This is a genomic window from Frederiksenia canicola (assembly GCF_011455495.1).
In the GTDB taxonomy this organism is placed as follows: Bacteria; Pseudomonadota; Gammaproteobacteria; order Enterobacterales; family Pasteurellaceae; genus Frederiksenia; species Frederiksenia canicola.
In genome coordinates this window covers 2051780-2077377 of record NZ_CP015029.1, presented here as the reverse complement: position 1 = coordinate 2077377, position 25598 = coordinate 2051780, and the positions used below count along the sequence as shown (strand labels likewise).

The following is a 25598-nucleotide window of genomic DNA, read 5'->3' as shown; positions in this document are numbered from 1 at the left end:
CAGATTCCGTCATTTACTAAAAGAGAATTTTTCGATGAAGATCGTAAAAATTATATTAAGTGCTTTACTTACACTCATCATTGTGGCTAGCGTTGCTGTCGGAGTGCTTTATTTTCACTTAAAGCAAGATTTGCCAAATGTTGAGTCCTTAAAAACCGTTGAACTACAAAAGCCAATGCAGATTTTTACTGCTGATGGCAAGTTAATTGGCGAAGTTGGAGAAGAGCGGCGTATTCCTGTGAAGTTAGCCGATGTACCACAAACATTAATTGATGCGGTGATCGCAACAGAAGATGCTCGCTTCTATGACCATAAAGGGATCGATCCAAAAGGGATTATGCGTGCGGTGTGGCGTTCAGCTCAAGGGGATAAACAAGGTGCGAGTACCATTACTCAGCAGTTGGCTCGTAACTTTTTCTTATCTCCAGAGCGAACAATGGAACGTAAGCTAAAAGAAGTTATTTTAGCGTTGGAAATCGAAAATAATCTTTCTAAAAATGAAATTTTAGAGCTGTATTTAAATAAGATTTACCTTGGTTATCGTTCTTACGGCGTAGCAGCCGCAGCAAAAACCTATTTTGGTAAAAAATTGGATGAATTGACGCTTAGTGAAATGGCAATTATTGCAGGGCTACCAAAAGCCCCTTCAACGATGAATCCGCTATTTTCTGTTAAACGAGCAGAAAATCGACGTAATGTCGTGCTTGGTCGTATGTTGGAAGTGAATAAAATCACTAAAGATCAATATGAACAAGCCAAAGCTGAGCCAGTTAAAGCGAAATTTCATGGTGCTGCGTTAGAGTTTAGAGCGGATTACGTTACCGAAATGATTCGTCAAGAAATGGTAAAACGCTATGGCGAAGAAACTGCTTATACTAAAGGTTTTCAAGTGTATGCCACAGTGCTTTCTCATGATCAAAAAGAAGCGCAAGATGCGTTGCGTAATAATTTGATCAATTACGACCGTCGTCACGGCTGGCGTGGCGCTGAGAAATTATGGCAAGCAAATGAAACGGCTTGGGATGAAGAAAAAATCATTGAACATCTAAGTAAGTTACCGAACTCAGAACCATTTATTGGTGCGGCAGTATTGAAGATCGCAAAAGATAAAGCGGATATTATGTTGCCAAACGGTGATCGTGCTGAACTAAAATTGGCGACCATGAAATGGGCTCGGAAATTTATTAATGATTCTGCTCAGGGGAAAACCCCGACATCGGTTAAAGATGTTATCAATGTTGGGGAACAAATTTGGGTTCGCCAAGATGCGAAAGGCAACTGGGAACTCGGACAAATTCCAGATGTAAACTCAGCACTGGTGTCATTGAATAGTGACAATGGTGCGATTGAAGCCGTTGTTGGTGGCTTCAGCTTTGAACAAAGCCGTTTTAACCGTGCAACACAATCATTAGTTCAAGTTGGTTCATCGGTAAAACCGTTTATTTATGCCGCAGCCTTGAATAAAGGATTAAGTTTATCCACAACAATTAGCGATGAGAAAATCACCATTAAAAAACGTGGACAAAAGCCTTGGACACCAAAAAACTCACCGAATGTATATGAAGGTCCATTACGTTTACGTGTCGGTTTGGGTAAATCCAAAAACGTGATGATGGTGAGAACGGTACAAATGGCTGGTGTTGATTATATTGCTGACTATTTACAACGTTTTGGATTCAATCGTGATCAATATCAAGCCACGGAAGCGCTTGCATTAGGTGCGGCATCCTTTACGCCATTAGAAATGGCTCGTGGATATGCGGTTTTTGATAATGGTGGTTATTTGGTTGAACCTTATATTATTGAGCGTATTCTTGATAGTAATGGCAATGAGTTATTCAAGGCAAATCCACCTATGGCTTGCTTAACTTGTGATGAAATTGCCGTTATTTACCCAGAACCAAAATATTTTGATTTTATTAAACTAGATACAGCAACACCGGCGGAGACAACTGAAGAGGAAGGAAGTGATTTAATTCCAGAGTTGGATATTGCAACGGTCAAAAGAGAGAATGCACCGAGTTTAATGGCAGATTCTGTGCATAATTCGAAAGAATCACGTTACGCACCAAGAGTCATTAGTGGTGAGCTCGCATTCTTAATGCGAAGTGCATTAAACTCGGCGATTTTTGGTGAACCAGGACAGAGCTGGCGTGGAACCAGTGCGAGAGTTGCGAATGAAATCAAACGTAAAGATATCGGTGGTAAAACAGGGACAACCAATAATGCGAAAGTTACCTGGTATGCTGGTTTTGGTTCAAATATTGTCACCACGGTTTATGTGGGATTTGACGATAATAAACGTGAACTAGGTAAAGGTGAAGCGGGAGCACAAACAGCATTGCCAGCCTGGATCAGCTATATGAAAGTTGCTCTAAAAGATAAGGAAGAGGCAAAAGAACATCGTCCGCCTAATATTGTTGAGGCGAAAATTGATGCAACAAGCGGTTTTCTTGGAGAAAGTATGACCGAGTACTTTATTAAGGGAACCGAGCCAACGAAAAAATATATCGTAGAAAAAGCCTATACTGAGCCACATGACGCGTTAAAACAGCGTTTAGGTTTACCACCACCTGGCGTGTTACAAAACGAAGGCAAAGAATTGTTCTAAAAGCAGAAGAATTATAGGTTTTAGGTTGAAAAGAAGGGCGATTTATTGAGATAATATCGCTCATCTTTATTTTTGGGCGATTTGTGGTTTATTCATATCTAAGTGTCAGCACTTTTTTGTAAATTTTAACGCATAACAGACCGCTTGTATTTTGCAAGCGGTCTGTTTTTTCCAAACTTTTCCACAAATCAAATCGTTACATTTCATTTTATAGACAAACAATACAATGGCAGAAAAACGTAATATTTTCTTAATTGGACCAATGGGGGCGGGTAAAAGCACTATTGGTCGCCAATTAGCACAAATGTTAAATATGGATTTTTTAGACTCGGATGCAGTGATTGAAGAACGAGCTGGAGCAGATATAGATTGGATCTTTGATCTTGAAGGTGAAAGTGGCTTCCGTAAGCGTGAAGAAAAAATTATCAATGAACTAACGCAATCTCAAGGATTAGTGCTGTCAACCGGTGGCGGTACGGTGGTCTCTAAAGATAGCCGCAATGCATTATCGGCTCGTGGGATCGTAGTTTATTTGGAAACATCGGTAGATAAGCAATTTGAACGTACTCAACGTGATAAGAGGCGTCCTCTGTTACAGACAGAAGATCCTTATCAGGTATTAGTAGAGCTGGCCAAAGTGCGTAACCCCCTTTACGAAGAAATTGCAGATATTACCATTCAAACTAATGATCAAACCGCCAAAGTGGTGGCGACTCAGATCATCGAAATGATGGATAACCTTCAATAATCAAGGAGTCGCAAGATGGTGCAAGTCAATGTGGAATTAAATGAACGTCGCTACCCAATTTCCATCGGGGCAGGGTTATTGCAAAATCCTGAGAGTTTCCGACCGCTTGTGGCGGGCGATAAAGTGATGATTGCTTCTAATCCCACCGTTGCTGAACACTATCTTGCAACCGTTGAGCAAAGTTTGAAAAGTCTCGGTTGTTCGGTGGACAGCGTACTTATTCCTGATGGTGAAAAACATAAAACGTTGGATTCACTTAACCTGATTTTTACCGCATTGCTCGAAAAAAATCATAATCGTGATAGTACGTTGATTGCATTAGGCGGTGGTGTGATTGGTGATGTAGCAGGTTTTGCTGCCGCCGCTTATCAACGTGGCATTCGTTTTATCCAAATCCCAACCACATTGCTCGCACAAGTCGATTCTTCTGTTGGTGGCAAGACTGCGGTGAATCATCCCCTTGGCAAAAATATGATCGGGGCGTTTTATCAGCCGGTATCGGTGATTATCGACACCAATACCCTTTCAACTTTACCAAAACGTGAAGTGAGTGCGGGTTTAGCGGAAGTAATCAAATACGGGGCGATTTTTGATCTGCCGTTTTTCGAATGGCTTGAGCAGCATATGGATGCGTTAGTTGCACTTGAACAAACCGCGTTAATGCATTGTATTCAACGTTGCTGTCAGCTCAAAGCGGATGTTGTAGCCCGTGATGAAACGGAAAAAGGCGATCGTGCTTTACTCAACTTCGGGCATACCTTCGGGCACGCCATCGAAGCTCATCTCGGTTATGGTAATTGGCTACACGGCGAAGCAATCGCAGTCGGAATGCTCGAAGCTGCAGCACTTTCGCAACTGTTGGGCGATCTCAGCGAACAAGATGTCGCTCGCCTTGAAAAACTGATTGCCAGAGCGAATTTACCAACCATTTCTCCAGACGGAATGCAAGCAGCGGAATATCTGCCTTATATGTGGCGAGATAAAAAAGTATTAAGCGGTCAGCTTCGCTTGATTTTACTCAACCGCCTTGGACAAGCCTACGTTACTGCAAAAGCCCGTGAGGATCAGGTGATTGCGGCGATTACTCGTTTTACCCAACACTAACTCCCATGAGCAAACAGCGTGCCTTTTTGAAATGGGCAGGCGGAAAGTACCGCTTAGTCGATGAAATTTCTCGCCATTTACCGAAAAAGGCGTGCTTAGTAGAGCCTTTTGTGGGAGCAGGCTCTGTGTTTCTGAATACAGATTTTGAACGTTATTTATTAGCGGATATCAATCCTGATCTGATTAATCTCTATAAAACTGTTCAGCGAGACGTAGAGTGCTATATCCAAGCCGCTCGTCAGCTTTTTTCTCACCCACAAGCGAACACGCCGCAGTTTTATTACGAACAACGCAAGCGGTTCAATTCAAGCCAAGATTTGCAAGAGCGGGCGGTACTGTTTCTTTATCTAAATCGCTTTGGATTTAATGGGCTATGCCGCTATAACAAAAAACAGCAATTTAACGTCCCTTTTGGTGATTATCACAGCCATTATTTCCCAGAAAAAGAGCTCTATTTTTTCGCAGAAAAAGCACAGCGAGCGACCTTTTTGTGTATTGATTTTGACCAACTTTTTAGCTATTTGTTTGAAAATCCTGACGACTATGTGGTTTATTGCGACCCGCCTTACGCCCCGTTGGTACAAGAAACCAACTTTACTCAATATGCAGGTGGTGGCTTTAGCTTAATACAGCAAGAAACATTGGCGGAGCGAGCTAAACAAGCGGCAAATGATCAAATTCCCGTCCTAATTTCCAACCACGATACTGCATTCACGCGTGAAATTTATCAAGGTGCAGAAATTAGCACCTTACAAGTCCAGCGAAATATTGGGCAGAAAGTTGAATCCAGAGTGAAGGTGACAGAGCTTTTTGCCTTGTTCAAATAATTCGTTCGGATTTGCAAAATGTTCAGTGGAACTGACCGCTTGTATGAGCCTTTTCTTCAATTCATAAGCTGTCAGATTTCCCCCTAGCCTCTTTTAGCACAGATAAGTTAGGGAATATTTGTCAGAAATAAAAGCAAAGTGATGGCAATAACAACGTATTGAATTTTTATTTGTATATGGAGCTGTAATGACAAATCAAACAACCGAGCGTCAATCGTGGTCTAGCCGCTTGGCGTATATTATGACTGTTGCAGGTGCAACGGTCGGTTTTGGTGCCACTTGGCGTTTTCCTTACCTTGTCGGCGAAAATGGTGGCGGGGCTTATGTGTTGCTGTTTTGTGTGGCAATGATTGTGATTGGGATCCCAATGATTTTGGTAGAAAACGTGATCGGTCGCCGTATGCGTGTGAATGCGATTGATGCTTTCACGGGGAATGCCAACGGTAAAAAAATCAACCCTGCGTGGAAATTGCTTGGCTATATGGGGTTGCTCGGTGCCTTTGGGATCTTGGCGTACTATATGGTGCTTGGTGGCTGGGTGCTGAGCTATATTGGCAGTTTTGTGTCGGGCAGCCTAGATATTTCTTCGCCAGTGAGTGCAGAAATCACTGCTGCTCATTTCCAGCAGAGCATTTTCAGTAGTCCCACAACGATTTTAACCTACACCGCACTATTTGTGGTGGTGAACTATGTGATCTTGGTAAAAGGCGTTGTGGATGGCATTGAGCGTTCAGTGAGATATTTAATGCCATTATTGTTCGTATTCTTAATCATTATGGTGGTGAGAAACGTGACTTTAGACGGCGCGTGGGAAGGGGTTAAATTCTATTTAATGCCAGATTTTTCTAAAATTACCCCGAAATTATTCGTGTTTGTATTGGGGCAAGTCTTCTTTGCGTTAAGCCTTGGTTTTGGCGTGTTGATCACCCTTTCAAGCTATTTGGATAAAAGCGAAAATCTAGTAAAAACGGCAGCAATTACTGGCGTTTTGAACACCTTAATTGCCTTACTTGCGGGCTTTATGATTTTTCCATCGCTCTTTAGCTTCGGCATTGCACCAAATTCAGGACCAACCCTTGTGTTCCAAAGTTTACCTGTGGTCTTTTCAAATATGTGGGGTGGCACTCTCTTTGCAATCATTTTCTTTAGCTTATTGATTGTGGCGGCATTAACCACTTCTCTTACCATCTGCGAAGTAATCATCACCGCTTTGCAAGAAAAAACCAAAATGGGGCGTAAAATAGCGATTTTCGTTACCTTGGCCGCGATTTTTGTGCTTGGAAATGTGCCGTCAGTGCTTGGCGACAGCGTGTGGAAAGACGTAACCATTATGGGTAAAAGCATTTTTGATGCTTTTGACTACATCAGTGGCAACATCTTATTTATTTTAACGGCCTTAGGCAGTGCGGTATTTGTTGGATTTGTATTGAAAGATGAAGCAAAATCAGAATTAAATGCAAATAGTGTATTAACAGCCATCTGGTTTAATTATGTGAAATACATTATCCCACTATTTATTTTGCTTATTTTTTTCTATTCTATTTAGTTTAATATTTGGAGTACGGCTCTCAGCTTTACTCCAAATAATTCGAAAAGTCGAGAACGGTATCAGGTTCATTTACTCGCCATTCTAATTTTCCGTAAAAGCCTAATGTGTGATCAATCATTCTGATATATTGTAGTGAAATTTCCCACACGGATAATTTATCAATGACTTCATGCTTATATTCTTTTTTATATAGTTCAGCCGCTTTTTCGATTTCGTCACCTTCTAATCTTTTAGCAATGCCTGTGAACTGGACGCCTTGCAATGAAGGGTTGAAGCGTGTTGGCGAGAAAATCGTGCCTGCCACATTTGGGTTTTGGAACATCGTTTTAGCGTGATGGGTCTTATCACTCGTCACATAAATTAGCCGATGATTGTCTTCATCAAATACATAATAAAAGGTATTTGCCCAAGGTTGATTGCCATCGCTACAACAAACGGTACATAAATATTTTTTCTTAATAAATGTGAAAATTCGTTTCTTCATAAAATAGTATTTTTTACCAGAATTAAACTTTAAACTATTTTATTATAGCTAAAGTTATTTGAAAGGGAATTACTTTTTTTTACATTATTGACACATTTATTTTAAAACTAATAAATCAGGTAGAGAACCAAAACTTTCTGATTGAACGGTATGATGAAAATCTGAAATATATGCCATTTCGGCATCTGACTCTCGGATAGCACCGTAAAGGTTGCTATATAAACCTTGTTCAGTAATTTTCCGAGCAACAACGTAGCCTCGCTCTAAATATGGCTTGACCGCCCAATAAGGCAATGCCGCCACACCACGTTTGCTGGCAACAAGTTGAATAATCGCAATGGTCAATTCACTGGTTCGCCGAGCAGGGTTAATGCCTTTTGGCAACAGTACTTTTCGTAATAAATCTAACATATCATCTGGCACGGGGTAATGAATCAGCGTTTCATGACGAAAATCTTCGGCATCCCAAATATCTTTATTTGCTAATGGATGATCTTTGGAACAAATCGCCACCATTTCATAGGAAAAAAGCGGTTTATAAACCACGCCTGTTGCTTCTTCCATGTCTGACACCACTGCCCAATCGGCTCGATGAGTGAGCAACAATCCTACCGTATCCGTATGGAATCCCGAGACAATATCTAACTCGACCAAGCCCCAACTTTGACGGAATTTATCCATTGCGGGCATCAGCCAATCGAAGCAGGTATGGCATTCCACCGCAATACGTAATTCACCCACTTCTCCTTGTTTAACTCTAACTAAATCTAACTCTGCTTCCATCACTTTAGGTAAAATTTCATAGCCTAATTTTATCAGTCGCTCTCCTGCGGGAGTGAAGCGAATGGGCTGCGTTTTGCGTTCAAAAAGTGGTAATTCGTACTGATCTTCTAACAACTTGATTTGATGAGATAATGCAGATTGTGTCAGATGAATACGTTTAGCAGCTAGTGAAACACTGCCGCTCTCTTTTAAGGCGATCAAGGTTTTTAGGTGGCGAAGTTCGAGAAAAATCGGTTTCATTATGAGAAATGTTCATTAAAAAGCGAAAATGGATGAAAATTATAACACTTTCTTGCGGTAACAAGCGGTCAGTTACCACAAATTTTTTGCAAATTGTTTGAGGGAAGTGACCGCTTGTCTTTTTATGTATATGAAAATATTTCACGTTAATTGTGAAAATTATGAAGTTGCATAATGTTATGAATTTGTAGATGATGCATTCAAGCCATTTAGACGGCTAAACGTCTAAATACAATTCATATATTTAAGCAGGAGATGCAAGATGACCACATTCCATATTTTAGGTTTCCCACGCGTTGGGGCAAAACGTGAACTGAAATTCGCCCAAGAGCGTTATTGGCGTAAAGAGTTGGCGGAGCAAGATTTATTAGATTTAGCTAAAGCATTGCGTGAAAAAAATTGGAAACATCAATCCGATGCAAAAGCTGATTTTGTCGCCGTGGGCGATTTCACCTTTTACGATCACATTTTAGATCTGCAAGTGGCAACGGGGGCGATCCCAGCTCGTTTTGGGTTTGATAACCAACATTTAACCCTTGATCAATACTTCCAACTGGCTCGTGGTAACAAAGCACAATTTGCGATTGAAATGACCAAATGGTTCGATACTAACTATCACTATTTAGTGCCAGAATTCCACAAAAATACCCAATTTAAAGCGAATCCAGCCCATTATGTGAACCAAATTCGTGAAGCCAAAGCGGCAGGACACAAGGTTAAACCTGTGATTGTTGGGCCTTTAACTTTCCTTTGGTTAGGAAAAGAAAAAGGCGAAGCCTTCAACCGTTTTGAGCTACTCAATCAACTTGTGCCTGTGTATGTGGAAATTTTAAATGCGTTAGTGGCAGAAGGTGCGGAATGGATCCAGATTGATGAGCCCGCTCTTGCATTAGATTTACCACAAGAATGGGTTGAAGCTTACAAAGCTGTTTATGCGGAACTGAGCAAAGTCAATGCGAAATTATTGCTCACTACCTATTTTGGATCTGTGGCAGAACACGCTGAATTATTGAAAGCCTTACCAGTGGACGGCTTACATTTAGATTTAGTGCGTGCACCAGAGCAACTTGCTGCCTTTGAAGATTACAGCAAAGTGTTATCTGCAGGTGTGATTGAAGGACGTAACATTTGGCGTGCCAACTTAAATGCAGTGCTTGATGTGCTTGAGCCTTTACAAGCTAAGCTCGGCGAGCGTTTATGGATTGCCCCAAGCTGTTCGCTGTTGCATACCCCTTATGATTTAAGCGTAGAAACACAACTTCAGGCGAAAAATCCTGATCTCTATTCTTGGTTAGCCTTCACGCTACAAAAAGTGGAAGAATTAAGCGTGATTAAGACCGCACTTGAGCAAGGTCGTTCTGCGGTAGCAAGCGAGTTAGCAGCAAGCCAAGCAGCCGCTGATGCTCGTGCCAACAGCAAAGAAATTCATCGTCCAGAAGTTGCGGAACGTTTAGCCAATTTACCTGCCAATGCGGATCAACGTAAATCGCCATTTAGCGAACGTATCAAATTGCAAAATGCGTGGCTAAACCTACCGCTATTACCAACCACCAATATTGGTTCATTCCCACAAACAACGGAAATCCGCCACGCTCGTGCAGCATTTAAGAAAGGCGATTTATCCCTTGAAGATTACGAAGCGGCGATGAAAAAAGAGATCGAGCTTGTGGTGCGTGAGCAAGAAAAATTAGATTTAGATGTACTTGTACATGGCGAGCCAGAGCGTAATGATATGGTGGAATATTTCGGCGAATTATTAGACGGTTTTGCCTTCACCAAATTCGGCTGGGTACAAAGCTACGGTTCACGCTGTGTCAAACCCCCTGTGATTTATGGCGATGTGGTTCGCCCTGAACCGATGACAGTACGTTGGTCACAATATGCACAAAGTCTCACGCAAAAAGTGATGAAAGGCATGCTGACAGGCCCTGTGACAATCCTACAATGGTCATTTGTGCGTAACGATATTCCACGTTCAACGGTATGTAAACAGATTGGTGTGGCACTTTCCGATGAAGTGTTAGATTTAGAAAAAGCGGGCATTAAGGTAATCCAAATTGACGAGCCTGCAATTCGTGAAGGCTTGCCACTCAAGCGGGCAGATTGGGACGCTTATTTACAATGGGCAGGCGAAGCTTTCCGTTTAAGCTATATGGGCGTGGCGGATGACACTCAAATTCACACCCATATGTGTTATTCCGAATTTAACGACATTCTGCCAGCCATTGCAGGCTTAGATGCGGACGTAATCACCATTGAAACTTCTCGTTCTGATATGGAATTACTAACTGCTTTCGGCGATTTCAAATATCCAAACGACATCGGCCCAGGCGTGTACGATATTCACAGCCCACGAGTGCCAACAGCAGAGGAAATTGAACGCTTACTTCGCAAAGCCCTCAATGTCGTACCAAAAGAGCGTTTATGGGTAAACCCAGACTGCGGTTTAAAAACTCGTGGCTGGCCTGAAACCATCGCGCAGCTTGAAGTGATGATGGCAGTAACCAAAAAATTACGGGCAGAATTGGCATAATAGAAGATGAAAAAGCAGCGTGGAAAAACGCTGCTTTTTTATGCCTTTTGTTGATACAAGCGGTGAGATCCTGATAATGTTTTGCAAATGGTTTCTCGGATCTGACCGCTTGTTGCTACTTCAACTTCAACTTTTTACCGACAAAAATTTTATTATCCTTAATATTGTTCAGCTGACTCAGCTTTTCAGGCGTGGTCTTATACATTCTTGCGATCGAATAAAGCGTTTCATCTTTTCCAACAATATGATGCGTTGCATTGGGATTGATTGTTTTACTGTCTTCTTTTTTCGATCCTTCTTTTGTCGCTTGCTCTTTTTTTACCTTCTCTTTAGCGTCAGCTTTTTTATCGGAAGATTTGGCGGCTTTTTCAGTTGCTTTATTTTTGGCGTCTGTTTTTTTATTGCTAGTCTGAGCAGGACTCGATTTTTTATTGGCTTTTTCCGCTTTTTCTTCTTTAAACACCGTTTTCGGCGTAAGGTAGCCAGCATTGCGAGTACGATATTCGCTTAATCCGTTGTAAATCGCCCTAGCAACTTGGCGGCGATAGGTGATACTTGCCAATTTTTGCTCTTCTGTGGCATTCGATAAAAAACCCGTCTCAACCAAAATAGATGGAATATCCGGTGAACGTAGCACACTCAAACTGGCGTGCTGTGGTGAACTTTTGGCAAGTGATGTGATTCCGCTCATCTTTTTCAATACCGTTTTCCCTAGCTCATAACCCGAACGTTGTGAATGAGAGAATTGCAGATCTAGCACGGTTTGGCTCAAATAGCGTTCGTTTGCGTTTGATAATACTGAACCTGCACCACCAAGGAGTTCGGATTGTTTTTCGTGATCTTCTAGCCATTTTCCTAACTCGTCATTGGCTCGGCGGTTTGAGAGTACCCAAACAGAAGCCCCTTTCAGATCTTTTGAGCTGGGGGACGAATCAGCATGAATCGAAACCAAGTAGTTCGCTTTATTTTTACGGGCGATTTCAGTGCGGTTTGGGAGTTGGATAAAATAGTCGCCCTTACGTGTCATCACCGCCTTGAAATTTGGGTCGGCATCAAGCAGAGCTTTGAGTTCTTTTGCGATCGACAGGGTGACATCTTTTTCTTTTATTCCTAAATGTTTACCGATAGCACCGGGATCTTTACCACCGTGCCCTGCATCAATGGCGATAACGGTCTTGGCTTGAAGGGCTGTGCTAAAAAGGCATAAAAAAGTAAAACAGCTTAAAAATTTCTTCATTATTCTCTCTGACAAGCGGTTAGATCATTAAAAAGTTTTGCAATTTCTCATTCTGTGGCAGAAGGTGAATGTGTCTGCCTTGCTCGGCGTAATCGAGTTGAATCACCAAATCTGCTGGTGGAATCATCCCTTCGCCACGGCTCGCCCATTCTAATAAACAGAGCGTTTGTGGACGGAAGTAATCCCGAATACCCATAAACTCCAATTCTTCAGGATCAGCAAGACGATAGAGATCAAAATGGTAGATTACACAATGCGGCAATGAATATTCTTCCACCAAGGTATAAGTCGGGCTTTTTACATTACCTTGATGCCCAAAGGCTCGCACGATGCTGCGGGTGAGTGTCGTTTTGCCCGCCCCAAGCTCGCCATTGAGATAAATCGTCAAGGCGTGGTTCGGATCTGCCGCTAAATAGCGTTTTAGTTGTTCGGCAAGTTGGCTGCCAAAAGCGAGCAGGGCATTTTCGTCTGCGGCATAAATGTCGGTTGTCATTTTCGTTAGTCTAAGTTGATAAAATGGCGACGATAAAATTTCAGTTCTTCGATAGATTCTTTAATGTCGTCTAAGGCTAAGTGTGTATTTTTCTTAGAAAATTGCTTGAGTATCTCTGGTTTCCAGCGGCTTGCCAGCTCTTTGAGCGTGCTGACATCTAAATGGCGATAGTGGAAATAATCTGCCAGCTCAGGCATATAGTGGTATAAAAAACGTTTATCTTGCGGCACACTGTTACCACAAATAGGAGAGGCCCCTTTCGGTACCCATTGTTTAAGAAAATCCAACGTTTGCAATTCAGCCGCTCGCTCGGTGAGTTTGCTCTGTTTCACACGTTCCACCAAGCCATTTTCGGTGTGGGTTTTGACGCACCAGTCGCTCATTTTATTCAGCAATTCATCGGATTGATGTACCGCAAGCACAGGTCCTTCCGCCAAAATATTGAGATCTTTATCGGTTACGATCGTCGCAATTTCAATAATTCGTTCTTTTTCAGGATCAAGTCCAGTCATTTCTAGATCAATCCAAATTAAATTCTGCTTATCTTGTTTCATTTCAAATCCTTAAGTGCTTGATAGACCACCGTAGGCACAAATTGTTCCAAATCACCATGATGGCGGTAAATTTCACGCACCATAGTAGACGAGAGATAACGCCATTCAACTGAAGGCGGGAAAAAAATCGTTTCTAGCGAATTGGCAAGTTTATCATTCAGCTGAGCAAGTTGGATTTCATAATCAATGTCGTCCGCCCCTCGCACGCCACGAATTAATGCCACCGCCTGGTGCTGTTGGGCAAAATTTGCAAGTAATCCGCTAAAACCGACCGCTTGTACATTGGCAAGCTCCGTACAGCTTTGCTCGACGAGTTCGATCCGTTGTTCAAGGCTAAAAAGTGGCTGTTTACTTGGGTTTTTGGCTACTGCAACAATCACATGTTCAAATAGGTTGGATGCACGTTGAATAATGTCTAAATGCCCATTAGTGATGGGGTCAAAAGTACCTGCATAAATAACTGTTTGACTCATTTTATAAATATCTCGCTAATAATTTCAAGGTACGAGCTAAGGCACCTTGGTTTTCTTTTAATACATCAAAGCCCGCTTGGCTAATTTTTTGGCTCAGTTCAGGGCGTTCAAGAAAGTAGTTTACGGCTTCGACAACGGCGTTTTTATCCGTTTGAATTTCAACTACCCCATTCATTTCTCTCAGTTTTGAAAAAACTTCAGGAAAGTTGAACGTGTGTATCCCTGAAATGACGGGGAGTTCAAAAGCAATCGGTTCTAATGGATTGTGTCCGCCATGTTTGACTAAGCTGCCGCCCACAAACGCGATTTGTGCTAAGCCATAGAGTAGCATCATTTCACCCATGGTATCGCCAAATAGCACCTGCGTGTTTTGCAAAATTTTCACCGAATCTGACCGCTTGCAATAAGGGATTTGTTGCTTTTTCAGCAACTCCTCCACGTTTTTGAAGCGTTCTGGATGCCGTGGTACAAGGATCAATAACAGATTTGGGTAGCATTCTAAGAGTTGCTGGTGTGCTTCTAAAATCAGCTTTTCTTCGCCTTCGTGGGTGCTGCCCGCAATCCACACTGGGCGATTGGTAATCCCGAGTTGCTCACGGGTTTCACTCACCTTTTGGCGAAGTTCGGGGGTGATTTCTAAATCAAATTTGAGATTCCCTGTATTGATCAGTTTTTGTGAATCAAAGCCAAGCCTGATATAACGTTCGGCACTGACTGCATCTTGAGCTAAAATTAGATCCACTTCTTGCCACATCTCTTTGAGTTGCGACTTGATCCAGCCGTAACGTTTTGCCGAGCGTGGCGAAAGGCGAGCATTGACGATGACAAAAGGGATTTGGCGTTGATCGATTTGGTGAATTAAATTTGGCCAAAGTTCCGTTTCAATCACCACAACTAATTTAGGCTGAACAAAATCTAAAAAGCGTTTCACTGCATCAGGTAAATCGTAAGGCAAATAAAGATGCGAAACGGTTTCACCAAACGCGGCTTTCACCCGAGCTGAACCTGTTGGCGTAACGGTTGTGACTGTCATTGGCAATTCAGGATAACGCAGTTGTAACGCTTTGATTAATGGCGTTGCGGCAATCACCTCGCCAACAGATGCCGCATGAATCACAATGCCATTTGGCTGTGGCGGTTTCATTCGATCATAACAACCATAACGTTCAGTCAAACGTTGTCGGTATTCAGGCTGTTTTCGCCCCCGTTGCCACATCAGCAGTAAAATCAAGGGCTGGATAATATAACTGAGTAACGTATAAATTCGACGTAGCATTTCTTGATCTCGTAAGATGGGATTTAGCCCATTAAAAAATGTAAATTTGTTGTTGGGCTAAAGCCCATTCCATCGCTGTACAAGCGGTAAGATTTGCGAAGAATATTGCAAATCTATTCAAATTCTAACTCCACCGCATTTTCGCCAAGCAGGGATTTTAAGGCAGTGAGCATCTCTTCTTTTGGCGTTACTCTCCATTCTATCCCGCCTTTGAGTAAGGCTCGCCCTTCGGGACTTTGGTAGTAGAAATGTAGCGGTAAAATGCCATCTTTGTGTGGTTCGATAATGGATTTCAGCTGTTTGATAAAACTTGGGTTTAGCTGCTCTTGGTGAATCGCAAGGGCGAGGCTTTTGGCAAATCGCTCACGGGCTTCGTCGAGTGAAATTACTTCTCGAGCCGACATTTTCAAGCCACCACTGAAGTCATCAAACTGAATGGAACCACTGGCGATAATGATATTGTCTTTCTGAAGCAAATGCCCAAAATTTTCCAAGGCTTCAGAAAACAGGGTAATATCCAACTTGCCAGAGCGGTCTTCAATGGTGGCAATGCCGATGCGGTTGCCTTTTTTCGTGACCGCAATGCGTGAAGCCATTACTAAACCCGCTACCGTTGCCACTTGGCCACGATAAGTTGGTTGCAATTCATTCAAGCGTGCGGGGGCATAGTGGGAAAGTTCTTTTAAGAACCGCCCAACAGGATGCCCACTCAAATAGAGCCCTAAGGTATTTTTTTCGCCTTCTAGCACCGCTTGTTCAGTCCACTTTGGCGTGTTGGCGTAGGCGTTTTGCACTTCTTCCACGGTTTCGGTCAGCACGCCGAACATATCGCTTTGCCCCAAGGCTTCCATTTTGCTGTGTTGATCGGAGGCTTTGAGAGCATCTTCCAAATTCTTCATTAGTGCGGCACGGTGCGGTCCGAGTTTGTCAAAGGCACCCGCCATAATTAAGCCTTCAAAGGTACGGCGATTGACTTTACGCAGATCCACCCGTGCGGTGAGATCGAACAGATCTTTGAAAATACCGTCTTGGTTACGGGCTTCCAAAATCGCATCAATCGGGCCTTCACCCACGCCTTTGATTGCCCCTAAGCCGTACACAATTTCTCCTTTTTCGTTTACGCTGAAACGGTGTTTACCACTGTTGATGTCTGGCGGCACGACGGTTAAGCCCATATTGATACATTCATCATAGAAGCCAACGATTTTATCGGTATTATCCAATTCCGAAGTCATTACTGCTGCCATAAATTCCGCAGGGTAGTGGGCTTTGAGCCACAAGGTCTGGTAGGAAACTAATGCATAAGCGGCAGAGTGGGATTTGTTAAAGCCGTAGCCGGCAAATTTTTCCACTAAGTCGAAGATTTTCATCGCCAACTCGCCATTAACGCCTTTTTCTACGGCCCCTTTTTCAAAAATTGCTCGCTGGGCTGCCATTTCTTCGGGTTTTTTCTTACCCATCGCACGTCGTAGCAAGTCTGCCCCCCCGAGGGTATAACCCGCTAACACTTGTGCGATCTGCATTACCTGCTCTTGATAAACGATAATGCCATAAGTGGGTTCTAAAATCGGTTGCAGCCATTCGTGCTGATATTGAGCATCAGGGTAAGAAATCGGTTCTTTGCCGTGTTTGCGGTCGATAAAGTTCTGCACCATTCCTGCCTCTAACGGGCCAGGGCGAAACAGTGCGACTAACGCAATAATATCTTCAAAGTTACTCGGTTGTAGGCGAGAAATAAGGTCTTTCATACCGCGAGATTCGAGCTGGAATACCGCAGTGGTTTTCGCCGCTTTAAGTAGTTTGAATGCCTTTTCATCATCAAGGGGAATGCTTTCAATTCGTACTGGCTCTTTGCCTTCTTTAGCAAGGCGGGCATTGATCATTTCTAATGCCCATTTGATGATGGTCAGTGTCCGTAAGCCCAAAAAGTCGAACTTCACTAAACCGGCGTATTCCACATCGTTTTTATCGAAATGGGTAACAGGGTGTAAGCCTTGTGAGTCGCAATAAAGCGGTGAGAAATCGGTGATCGCTGTCGGAGCAATCACTACGCCGCCTGCGTGTTTGCCTGCGTTGCGGGTGACGCCTTCCAGTTTGCGAGCCATATCAATCAACGCTTCGACTTCTTCATCGCTGTCGTACAGCTCTTGCAATTTGGGCTCAACCCCGAAGGCTTTTTCTAACGTCATACCAGGGTCTGGTGGAATGAGTTTGGAAATCCGATCAACAAAGCTATATGGGTGCCCAAGCACTCGCCCTACATCACGAATGACGGCTTTCGCCGCCATCGTACCAAAGGTGATAATTTGCGATACCGCTTGGCGACCATAAGTTTCAGAAACGTGTTCGATCACCCGATCTCGCCCGTCCATACAGAAGTCCACGTCAAAATCGGGCATTGAAACCCGCTCTGGATTTAAGAAGCGTTCGAAAAGCAAATCAAATTCAAGTGGGTCTAAATCGGTAATTTTTAACGCATAGGCAACTAGCGACCCTGCCCCTGAACCACGCCCAGGACCTACGGGAATGTCGTTATCCTTCGACCATTGAATAAACTCCATCACGATCAGGAAGTAACCAGGGAAGCCCATTTGGTTGATCACGTCCAGTTCGATTTGCAATCTTTCGTCATAAACTGACCGCTTGTTGGCTCGTTCTTCAGGATCGGGGAACAGAAATTCCAATCGTTCTTCCAACCCTTCTCGAGATTTCTGCACCAAATAGTCTTCAGTAGAAAGCTCGCCTGTCGGGAAATTCGGCAAAAAGTACTCGCCTAACCGAATGGTGACATTACAGCGTTGGGCAATTTTTATTGTATTTTCAAGCGCTTGTGGTAAATCGGCGAATAATGCACACATTTCCTCTTCGCTACGGAAATATTGCTGAGGTGAGTATTTTTTTGGGCGTTTTGGATCATCTAAGGTGTAGCTGTCGTGGATCGCTACGCGAATTTCGTGGGCATCAAAATCGTCTTCTTTCAAGAACACGACATCATTCACCGCCACCACTGGAATTGTAAAACGTTGAGCGAATCTGACCGCTTGTTGAATATAGCGTTCTTCGTCCAACCGTCCTGTACGACAGAGGGACAAGTAATAATGGTTTGGAAAATGGGTTTGGTAGAAGTGAAGCAGGCTTTCGGCTTCTGCTTGATTTTCTTTTAATAACGCTTTGCCAACATCGCCATGGCGGCCGCCAGACAGCACAATGATACCTTCTGCGAGTTCCGACAACCACGCTTTTTCCACCACGGGAAACTCAAAATAGCCTTGCTGATAAGCTCTGGAAATCAAAAGCGTAATGTTATGATAGCCAGTATTATTTTTGGCGAGTAGTGTCAGCTCAAAAAATTCTTCACTTTCAGGCTCAGGGCGAACCATCACATCTACCCCAACAATCGGTTTCACTCCCGAACCCAGAGCCTCGCCATAAAACCGCACCAACCCGCAAAAGTTGGTGAAGTCGGTCAATGCCATTGCCACCATATTGTTGGTAACGCAGGCTTTCACCAAAGGCTTCACCTTGGCTAAGCCATCAATCATTGAGAAGTCACTGTGAACTTTAAGATGTACAAAACGGGGTTGGGACATATGTATATCGTATCTCTATGCGTGGGGCGGACTTGTGTATCCGACCGAAAACAAGCGGTTGAATGTATTTTAAACTTTACAAATAATTAAGCGGGCGGACATGCAGGTCCGCCCCGACAAAAGTTAATCCCTTTTCTTGCTGAGTAACCACCAAACGATCATCAAGCTGAGCAAACTTGGAGTAAGGGCACCGAGCGGGACAGGGAGCCACGAGGCGACGAGGCTGAGGTTGCCGAACACGATGTTGGCAACGTAAAACACAAAGCCTGCCAAGATGCCGATAACAATTTTCGCTCCCATGGTACTGCTGCGAAGCGGTCCAAAGATAAATGAAATCGCAAGTAGCATCATCACGGCCATGGAAATCGGTTGGAAAATTTTCCGCCACAGCGTGATTTCAAATCGTTTCGGATCTTGCCCCGTTTCTTTTAAGAAGCCGACATAATCCGCTAAACCTGAAATGGAGAGAGATTCGGGTTTCAGCGACACAATTCCTAATTTACTTGGTGTGATTGATGTTTGCCAAGGTTGATCTGCTTCTTTGACTTGCTGAATGTGGTTTTCGTCAATCGTTGATTTTTCTACTCGTTTTAACACCCAGCCATTATCAGAATAGTTGGCTTGATCGGCTTTTAGGATCGATGTTAACTGGCGGTTTTCAAATTCATATACCAGTACGTTGTTTAAATGTTTTTCGTCTTGAATTTGGCGTATATAGATAAAATTATTCCCATCTTTTGCCCAGAATCCACCACTTGTGGCGAGCATCGAGCCGCCGCTTTGGGCAACAGAACGCATATTTCGGGCAAATTGTTCCGTTTGTGGCACGCCCCATTCGCCAATCACCATCGTGAAAATCACCAACGGAATAGCGGTTTTCATCACCGCTAAACCGATGCGAAAACGAGAAAAGCCCGACGATTGCATCACCACCAATTCGCTACGGCTGGCTAATCCACCTAAGCCCAATAAGGAACCAAGCAGCGCAGCAATGGGGAAGAACGTTTCCACATCGCGTGGAATGGTTAAAAAAGTGTAGTAGGCAGCGTGTAAACCATCGTAAGAACCACGTCCAACCGCACGAAACTCTTCGACAAATTTAATAATCGCTCCCAGTCCAACTAACATAAACAGCACCAACATAATGGATGCCAAAATCGTTTTACCGATATAACGCTCTAATACATTCATTATGCTGCCACCTTTTTAGCTGAAAAACGATACCGCAAGGCAGAAAACCATTTGCTATTCCAACTGTTGAGAACAATACCCAGAAGCAAGAAAGCGATAGAAACCAACGGCATCAAAATGCGGACATCGACTTTTCCTGAACTGCCCGCAGATTTGAGCGAACTTTGCAGTAAAAAGTAAATGAGATAGAGCAACAACGCAGGCAAGAGTTTAGCAAACCGTCCTTGGCGAGGGTTTACGCTGCTCATCGGCACCGCCAACAATGCCATTAACGGCACGGCAAAGATCAAGGCAAAACGCCATTGCAATTCGGCGTGGGCTTCGGGAGAGCTCTCTTGCATTAGCTTGGCAAAATCTGCCCGCTGCACCAGTTTTTCATCTGTTTCAACATCTTGATAGCCCAAATAGGCGGTGTAGTTATCAAAGCTAGAAATACGGAAATCAGCGGTTTGTGGTGTGCCTTCGTAGCGGATGCTGTTAGTGAGAGTCAGCAGTTGATCACCATTTGGTAAACCTTGTAACTCGCCCGATTCGGCAACGACCACGGAGGGTTTGTTTTTCTTTACTTGGTTGGGCTGAAACACATAAATATCGTTGATTTTTTTGTCTTCAATATTATCAATAAACAACACATACCCCCCCGCAGACATAAATTGCCCTGCCGATAATGCGGCAAAACGCGGGTTGGCTTTGGCTTCGGCAAGCATTTCACTCTGTTTATTAATTGCCCAAGGGGTGAGCCAGAAGACGTTATAGACTGCAATCGCCGTGGTAAATAGCGAAAGAAAAAGAGCGACTTTCACTAGTAAACTTTGCCCGACCCCGCAAGCTCGCATTACGGTAATTTCACTTTCAGCATAAAAACGCCCTAAAGTCAGCAAAAGAGCAATAAACAACGATAATGGCAACATCAGTTGTGCCATTGTCGGCATACCTAATCCCAACAGACTCAACACGAGATCTGTAGGTACTCGTCCGCTGACAGCGGAGTTAAGAACACGAACTAATTGTTGGCTGAAAAAAATTACTAACAGTATGAAAAGTATAGCAATTTGGCTCTTAAAAATTTCTTTCGTTAAATATCGACTTAAAATCACGATTGGTTCTCATTTTTGCAAATTAATTCTTGCATTTTTTACATAACAGAGTAGCTTTACGACCCGCAAATAGTCTGCAAGTTCAAGCGGTTAGATTTTGGTAAAATATTGCGAATAACTCACCGCTTGTAAAATGCGTAATCATACCTTTTTATCCTGAAAAAATCACGGGAGGATTTATGGAATTTAGCGTAAAAAATGGATCGGTTGAGAAACAACGGACGGCATGTTTAGTAGTAGGCGTGTATGAACCACGTCGCTTATCGCAAGCCGCAGAACAACTCGATAAATTGAGCGATGGTTACATCAGTACCTTGCTCAAAAAAGGTGATTTAGAAGGCAAAGTGGGGCAAACATTGTTGTTGCACCATGTTCCCAATGTGCCAGCAGATCGCGTTTTACTCGTTGGCTGCGGTAAAGAACGTGAGCTGACTGAGCGTCAATATAAACAAGTAATGCAAAAAATGATCCAAGTGATCAACGACACAGGCTCAACGGAAATCGTCTGCTGTTTAACAGAATTACACGTCAAAGCCCGTTCGATCTATTGGAACGTACGTTTTGCGGTCGAAGCGATTCAAGAAGTTGGCTATACTTACACTGATTTCAAAAGTGTGAAGCCTGAAGTTCGTCGTGAGTTGCGTAAAGTTGCGTTTAACGTACCTACTCGTAAAGATCTTACCGATGCAGAACTTGCATTAAAACACGGTAAAGGCATCGCGGCAGGTGTTGCGGTGGCGAAAAATGTGGCCAACTGCCCACCAAATGTCTGTACCCCGAAATATCTTGCTGATTGTGCTAAAGCACTCGCCAAAGAGTATACCAATATCAGCACTACAATCATTGACGAAAAAGAGATGAAAGGCTTGGGAATGAATTCCTATTTAGCCGTGTCGCAAGGGTCGCAAAACCCTGCTTATATGTCGATCATCGAATATAAAAACCACCCAAATCCAAATGCTAAACCGATTGTGTTAGTCGGCAAAGGAATGACGTTCGACAGCGGCGGTATTTCTATTAAGCCGTCTGAAGCGATGGATGAAATGAAATACGACATGGGTGGTGCAGCAGGGGTTTACGGCACAATGAAAGCCATTGCGGAAATGGAATTGCCGCTGAATGTGATTGGTGTGTTGGCAGGTTGTGAAAATATGCCCGATGGCAATGCTTACCGCCCAGGTGATATTCTCACCACAATGTCAGGGCTCACGGTGGAGGTGTTGAATACCGACGCAGAAGGGCGTTTGGTCTTGTGCGATGCCTTAACTTATGTGGAGCGTTTCGAACCTGAATTGGTGATCGATGTGGCGACACTTACTGGTGCTTGTGTGGTTGCTCTTGGTGCCCATACAACGGGGTTGATTTCAACCAGCAACGCATTAGCACACGATTTGCTCAATGCATCTGAACAAGCAGACGACCGTGCATGGCGTTTACCCATGGGTGAAGAGTATCAAGAGCAGCTTAAATCGAACTTTGCCGATCTGGCCAATATTGGCGGTCGTTACGGCGGTGCCATTACCGCAGGCGTGTTCTTGTCAAACTTCACCAAAAAATACACTTGGGCTCACTTAGACATCGCAGGTACGGCTTGGAAATCAGGAGCCGCCAAAGGGGCAACCGGTCGCCCAGTACCGATGCTTTCTCAGTTCTTGATTGAAAAAGTACAAAAGCCGTCTTAAAAGCAAATCCTATTTAACGGGAGTTTCCATGAAGATAAAAGTGATCTTATTAAGTGTGATTGCGGCGATTATCATGACGGCGTGTACGTTTGTATCGCCACAAATCACCAAGTCCCTTTATTGGCGTGGTAAGCCAACAATCGAATTTTTTGAGCGTTACCGCTTTCCTGATGTGTCGTTAGAATGTATGAAAGACAATACATTTCGTCATATTTATGGTTACAGTGTTCGGCTGTTTGAATACAGTGATTCCTTTCTTGGACAAGATGCCACAACCATTTATATGCAGCGTGATAAAGTCTATACAGGCAGAGAATGGACAATAGTCTTTGCGGATGAAAAGGACAATATTACCTCAATCGGCACATTGGAGTGGGGGGATGTAGAAAAAGAATACGGCTGTGGACAGTACGCTGAAAACAAAGCGGATTTTATTGCGAAAGATCTATCCAAACGCCCTGTTAAAGAACGCCAGTGGCGGGCTTATAGTATGGATGATGGTAGCGATAGCACAGCGGTCTATGTTTCTGGTTTACACCGCAGTGAAGAGGCAGCGAAAGCAGATGCCGTTAAACGATGCCAAAAAACAGGAGCAAAAGGATGTGTTGCTTGGCAGTGGTTTAGCAATGTCTGTTTAAGCACGGCAGTTGGTATTAAAGACGGTAAAGAACTGGCTTATATGGGCACAAGTTTGAGTGCCCAACATGCAGACTATATGGCCATTAAGCAGTGTGAAAAAGTCGGTGCGACACAGTGTAAAGTCTTCAATAAAGCAGCATGTGCAACACCTTGCGATGTTTCGAAAGACAAAAATTGTATGTTCGACCAACCACAAATGGGCATATACAACATGTTCCCAACCTCGCCCGTGGATTTAAGCACTGAGTAAGATCACTTATCACGATTTGCAACATTGTCGTAGGAAGTGACCGCTTGCAAGCGGTCACTTCCAGTCAAAAATTTCCAAAAAAAGGGGAATGAATAAAAGGTTGTTCATTCCCCTAAAATGTTTTTAAAACCGCTCTAAATAGCGGTTTTAATATGATGAGTAGCTAGGTTTACCGTACTTATGTTTTGCAATTACGGGTTAAGGCTTCTCATTTTCTAACTGTAACGGTAAGAATAGGCTAAGTGGGCGTTTTTTCGCAATCTGCCAAACACATTTTGCAATATTCCCCCAGCTATCAATTTCAGTGCTAAGTGAACGTAGAGCAACCCAAAGTGTAAGGGAGAAGCTAACGATCAAATTCACCAAGCCAATGATTAACACATAGCAAAGTCCTTGTACAAACAAACCGCTTGCAATTTCACCACTAACGGCAGCATAGCCTAAATTTGCTGAGGAAAATGCCACATGGCGAATATCTAATGGAAGCCCTGTCCAGTAGCCAAAAAGCCCTGTTAAGCCAAGTAGAAAACCGAAACAAAGGTTTCCCATAATCGACCCGTAATTGTCGTGCATATAATTGGCAAAGCCTTCACGCAGTTTGGAGGGCATTATCATTTTTAGCAAGGGGTGATGCTGCAATCGCATTCGCAAGTTGAGATAGTTTGTACGGTTATCAAAAAAGCCCGAAATAATGCCTGATAAAAACAGCCAAACCCCGGCTAATGCCGCAAACCACAAGGTGCCACCGAAAATATCAATCGAATGCAGCTGATAAGCCACTTGCTCAGCACTGAGCAGAGAAGTGCCTGTATAGTGGGCAAAACCGAATGCAATGAGCATTGCTAGACTCAGAGCGACCGACACATTACCCAACACCGCAATGCTTTGTGAACGGAATACATCGACTAAAAGTTGTGCCAATTTCATATCCACCGCACGTCCTTGCGGGTTTTTCTCGACGGCTTCAGCGAAGCGAGCAGCTGTCATCGCAGGTTGCTTCGTTGCAACGGTACAATGCAACATAAAAATAATCACAAACCCAATGCCATAGTTAAGTGCTTCTAAAAGACTTTTGGTTACTTTATCATCAATCACATTGCCAATATGGATTTTAATCAACGCCATCAATGCTATCAGCAAGCCCCCTGCGGCGGCGGAAGAGAACATACCAAAATACTCTTTTTTATTGCGAGTGATGTAATGCTCACCGTGGTCGCTAGTATTTTGCGTAATACTACGAGAAAGCATTTTGACACTTTGTCTCCATAGACTTGACACACTATGTTGATCTGCCGATGCCGCAGCAAGTGAGCCCGTTAAAACCAATACTCGGCGAGATAAAAAACGATCGGAGGCGAACACATCCATCAATTCTGCTAAACGCACTAACGTTTGTGAAAGTCGTTCTAACAAATGAGCTGCACCTAGCGATGATCCCGCAACACTTCCCCGTTTTTGTAAGCGTTCGATTTGCTGTTGGCTTTGCTCAAACATCACTTCCAAATGGGCACTATCATATGTCTCATGTTGACGGCGAGCAGCAGCCCAGTTTGCGACTTCCCGTTGTAGCTCAACAAAGGGGCTTTCAGTATCCAGTAATTCAGGATCAAGTCGCATCAGTTCAGGTTCCATTTCTTCGGCAGCGATCCAAATAGAGAGCATTTCAATGGCAAACAAACCTTCATAACGCAAATGGTTGTGGACCGTTTCTCGTTCGTGTGGTGTGGCATAGCGGCGAAGTAAATTGAGAAATGTTTCCCAATATTGCATTGGGATCGCATTCAACCAATTGGCATCGTCTTTACGATTGAACAGCAAGAAAAACACATCGCGTAAGTCATTGACATCTTTGAAAGAAGGGTTAATTCGCTCATATAGACGGTTTTTCATCTCTTTACCGAAATTTTCCCGAGCTAAAATGCCACGGCTAACGAGCAGAGGATAAATTCGCATTCCGCATAGCCAACGGCACATTTGAGAGGCGAATTTTTTCCCTAACTCATTGTTTTGTTTCAGTACTTTAATCACAAAGTAGAGCCGGTCACCTGCTTGTGGGCCTCCTTCTCGTAGCCATTCACATAAGCCATCAAGTAGCCCGAAGATGTCATTCTGACTGAGCTTTTGTTCAATAAATGGTGTTAAATTATCTTGGTTTTTCAATAAGTTATCTTTCAAATTGTTATCCTTTTGTTGTGAGTGGCTTAAGACTACCAAAACTTTAAAAAATTCAATTTTAT

19 protein-coding genes are annotated in these 25598 nt (G+C 43.3%); 8 read left to right on the top strand and 11 right to left on the bottom strand.

The genetic code is table 11. The features are described 5' to 3' along the window. The first annotated feature begins 34 nt into the window (after positions 1 to 34). The 5 genes from A4G17_RS09920 (at position 35) to A4G17_RS09900 (ending at position 6836) form a co-directional block, all read left to right on the top strand. A complete protein-coding gene (locus A4G17_RS09920; protein WP_123955749.1) occupies positions 35 to 2611 on the top strand; it encodes a penicillin-binding protein 1A in 2577 nt (858 codons plus the stop codon). Between the two features lie 226 nt (positions 2612 to 2837). Continuing rightward, on the top strand, positions 2838 to 3359 hold the full coding sequence (aroK, locus tag A4G17_RS09915) for a shikimate kinase AroK (protein ID WP_123955750.1): 522 nt from the start codon (positions 2838 to 2840) through the stop codon (positions 3357 to 3359). Positions 3360 to 3374: 15 nt separating this feature from the next. Further along, positions 3375 to 4463, top strand: a complete 1089-nt coding sequence (gene aroB, locus A4G17_RS09910; RefSeq protein ID WP_123955751.1) for a 3-dehydroquinate synthase — start codon at positions 3375 to 3377, stop codon at positions 4461 to 4463. Between the two features lie 5 nt (positions 4464 to 4468). After that, a complete protein-coding gene (locus tag A4G17_RS09905) occupies positions 4469 to 5290 on the top strand; it encodes a Dam family site-specific DNA-(adenine-N6)-methyltransferase (RefSeq protein ID WP_123955752.1) in 822 nt (273 codons plus the stop codon). Positions 5291 to 5477: 187 nt separating this feature from the next. Continuing rightward, entirely contained in the window at positions 5478 to 6836 is a 1359-nt protein-coding gene (locus A4G17_RS09900) for a sodium-dependent transporter (RefSeq protein ID WP_123955753.1), read from the top strand. Between the two features lie 28 nt (positions 6837 to 6864). Here A4G17_RS09900 and A4G17_RS09895 read toward each other — a convergent pair whose 3' ends face one another. Continuing rightward, complete coding sequence (locus tag A4G17_RS09895) at positions 6865 to 7323, bottom strand: pyridoxamine 5'-phosphate oxidase family protein (protein WP_123955754.1); 459 nt, start codon at positions 7321 to 7323, stop codon at positions 6865 to 6867. Positions 7324 to 7419: 96 nt separating this feature from the next. Then, positions 7420 to 8346 (bottom strand): LysR family transcriptional regulator, encoded by a 927-nt coding sequence (locus A4G17_RS09890; protein ID WP_123955755.1) that lies wholly within the window; start codon positions 8344 to 8346, stop codon positions 7420 to 7422. Between the two features lie 262 nt (positions 8347 to 8608). Between A4G17_RS09890 and metE the strand changes: the two genes are divergently transcribed. After that, positions 8609 to 10879 (top strand): 5-methyltetrahydropteroyltriglutamate--homocysteine S-methyltransferase, encoded by a 2271-nt coding sequence (gene metE / locus A4G17_RS09885; RefSeq protein ID WP_123955756.1) that lies wholly within the window; start codon positions 8609 to 8611, stop codon positions 10877 to 10879. Positions 10880 to 10994: 115 nt separating this feature from the next. Here metE and A4G17_RS09880 read toward each other — a convergent pair whose 3' ends face one another. The 8 genes from A4G17_RS09880 to lptF all read right to left on the bottom strand — a co-directional run bounded on the left by A4G17_RS09880 (position 10995) and on the right by lptF (position 20790). Continuing rightward, entirely contained in the window at positions 10995 to 12116 is a 1122-nt protein-coding gene (locus A4G17_RS09880) for an N-acetylmuramoyl-L-alanine amidase (RefSeq protein WP_123955757.1), read from the bottom strand. 19 nt (positions 12117 to 12135) lie between these two features. Next, entirely contained in the window at positions 12136 to 12609 is a 474-nt protein-coding gene (gene tsaE, locus A4G17_RS09875) for a tRNA (adenosine(37)-N6)-threonylcarbamoyltransferase complex ATPase subunit type 1 TsaE (protein ID WP_123955758.1), read from the bottom strand. A 5-nt stretch (positions 12610 to 12614) separates the two neighbouring features. After that, entirely contained in the window at positions 12615 to 13163 is a 549-nt protein-coding gene (orn, locus tag A4G17_RS09870) for an oligoribonuclease (protein ID WP_123955759.1), read from the bottom strand. Further along, complete coding sequence (coaD, locus tag A4G17_RS09865) at positions 13160 to 13636, bottom strand: pantetheine-phosphate adenylyltransferase (RefSeq protein WP_123955760.1); 477 nt, start codon at positions 13634 to 13636, stop codon at positions 13160 to 13162. Before coaD ends, orn begins: the two co-directional genes overlap by 4 nt. A gap of 1 nt (position 13637) precedes the next feature. Next, positions 13638 to 14912: a lipid IV(A) 3-deoxy-D-manno-octulosonic acid transferase gene (gene waaA, locus A4G17_RS09860; RefSeq protein WP_123955761.1), complete on the bottom strand. Its 1275-nt coding sequence runs from the start codon at positions 14910 to 14912 to the stop codon at positions 13638 to 13640. Positions 14913 to 15025: 113 nt separating this feature from the next. Next, complete coding sequence (gene dnaE, locus A4G17_RS09855) at positions 15026 to 18502, bottom strand: DNA polymerase III subunit alpha (protein ID WP_123955762.1); 3477 nt, start codon at positions 18500 to 18502, stop codon at positions 15026 to 15028. 123 nt (positions 18503 to 18625) lie between these two features. Further along, positions 18626 to 19693 carry an LPS export ABC transporter permease LptG gene (gene lptG / locus A4G17_RS09850; RefSeq protein ID WP_123955763.1) on the bottom strand — a complete coding sequence of 356 codons (1068 nt, stop codon included), beginning with the start codon at positions 19691 to 19693 and terminating at the stop codon, positions 18626 to 18628. Beyond that, positions 19693 to 20790, bottom strand: a complete 1098-nt coding sequence (gene lptF / locus A4G17_RS09845) for an LPS export ABC transporter permease LptF (protein ID WP_123955764.1) — start codon at positions 20788 to 20790, stop codon at positions 19693 to 19695. The genes lptG and lptF overlap by 1 nt, the downstream gene beginning before the upstream one ends. 179 nt (positions 20791 to 20969) lie before the next feature. On the opposite strand from lptF, the gene pepA reads away from it, so the two are divergent. Both pepA and A4G17_RS09835 read left to right on the top strand, forming a co-directional pair. After that, a complete protein-coding gene (gene pepA, locus A4G17_RS09840; protein ID WP_123955765.1) occupies positions 20970 to 22472 on the top strand; it encodes a leucyl aminopeptidase in 1503 nt (500 codons plus the stop codon). A gap of 28 nt (positions 22473 to 22500) precedes the next feature. After that, complete coding sequence (locus A4G17_RS09835; RefSeq protein WP_165894275.1) at positions 22501 to 23361, top strand: DUF4189 domain-containing protein; 861 nt, start codon at positions 22501 to 22503, stop codon at positions 23359 to 23361. Between the two features lie 198 nt (positions 23362 to 23559). Here the strand turns inward: A4G17_RS09835 and A4G17_RS09830 are convergent, their stop codons facing one another. Then, positions 23560 to 25521, bottom strand: a complete 1962-nt coding sequence (locus tag A4G17_RS09830; protein ID WP_123956671.1) for a site-specific recombinase — start codon at positions 25519 to 25521, stop codon at positions 23560 to 23562. Positions 25522 to 25598: the final 77 nt, after the last annotated feature.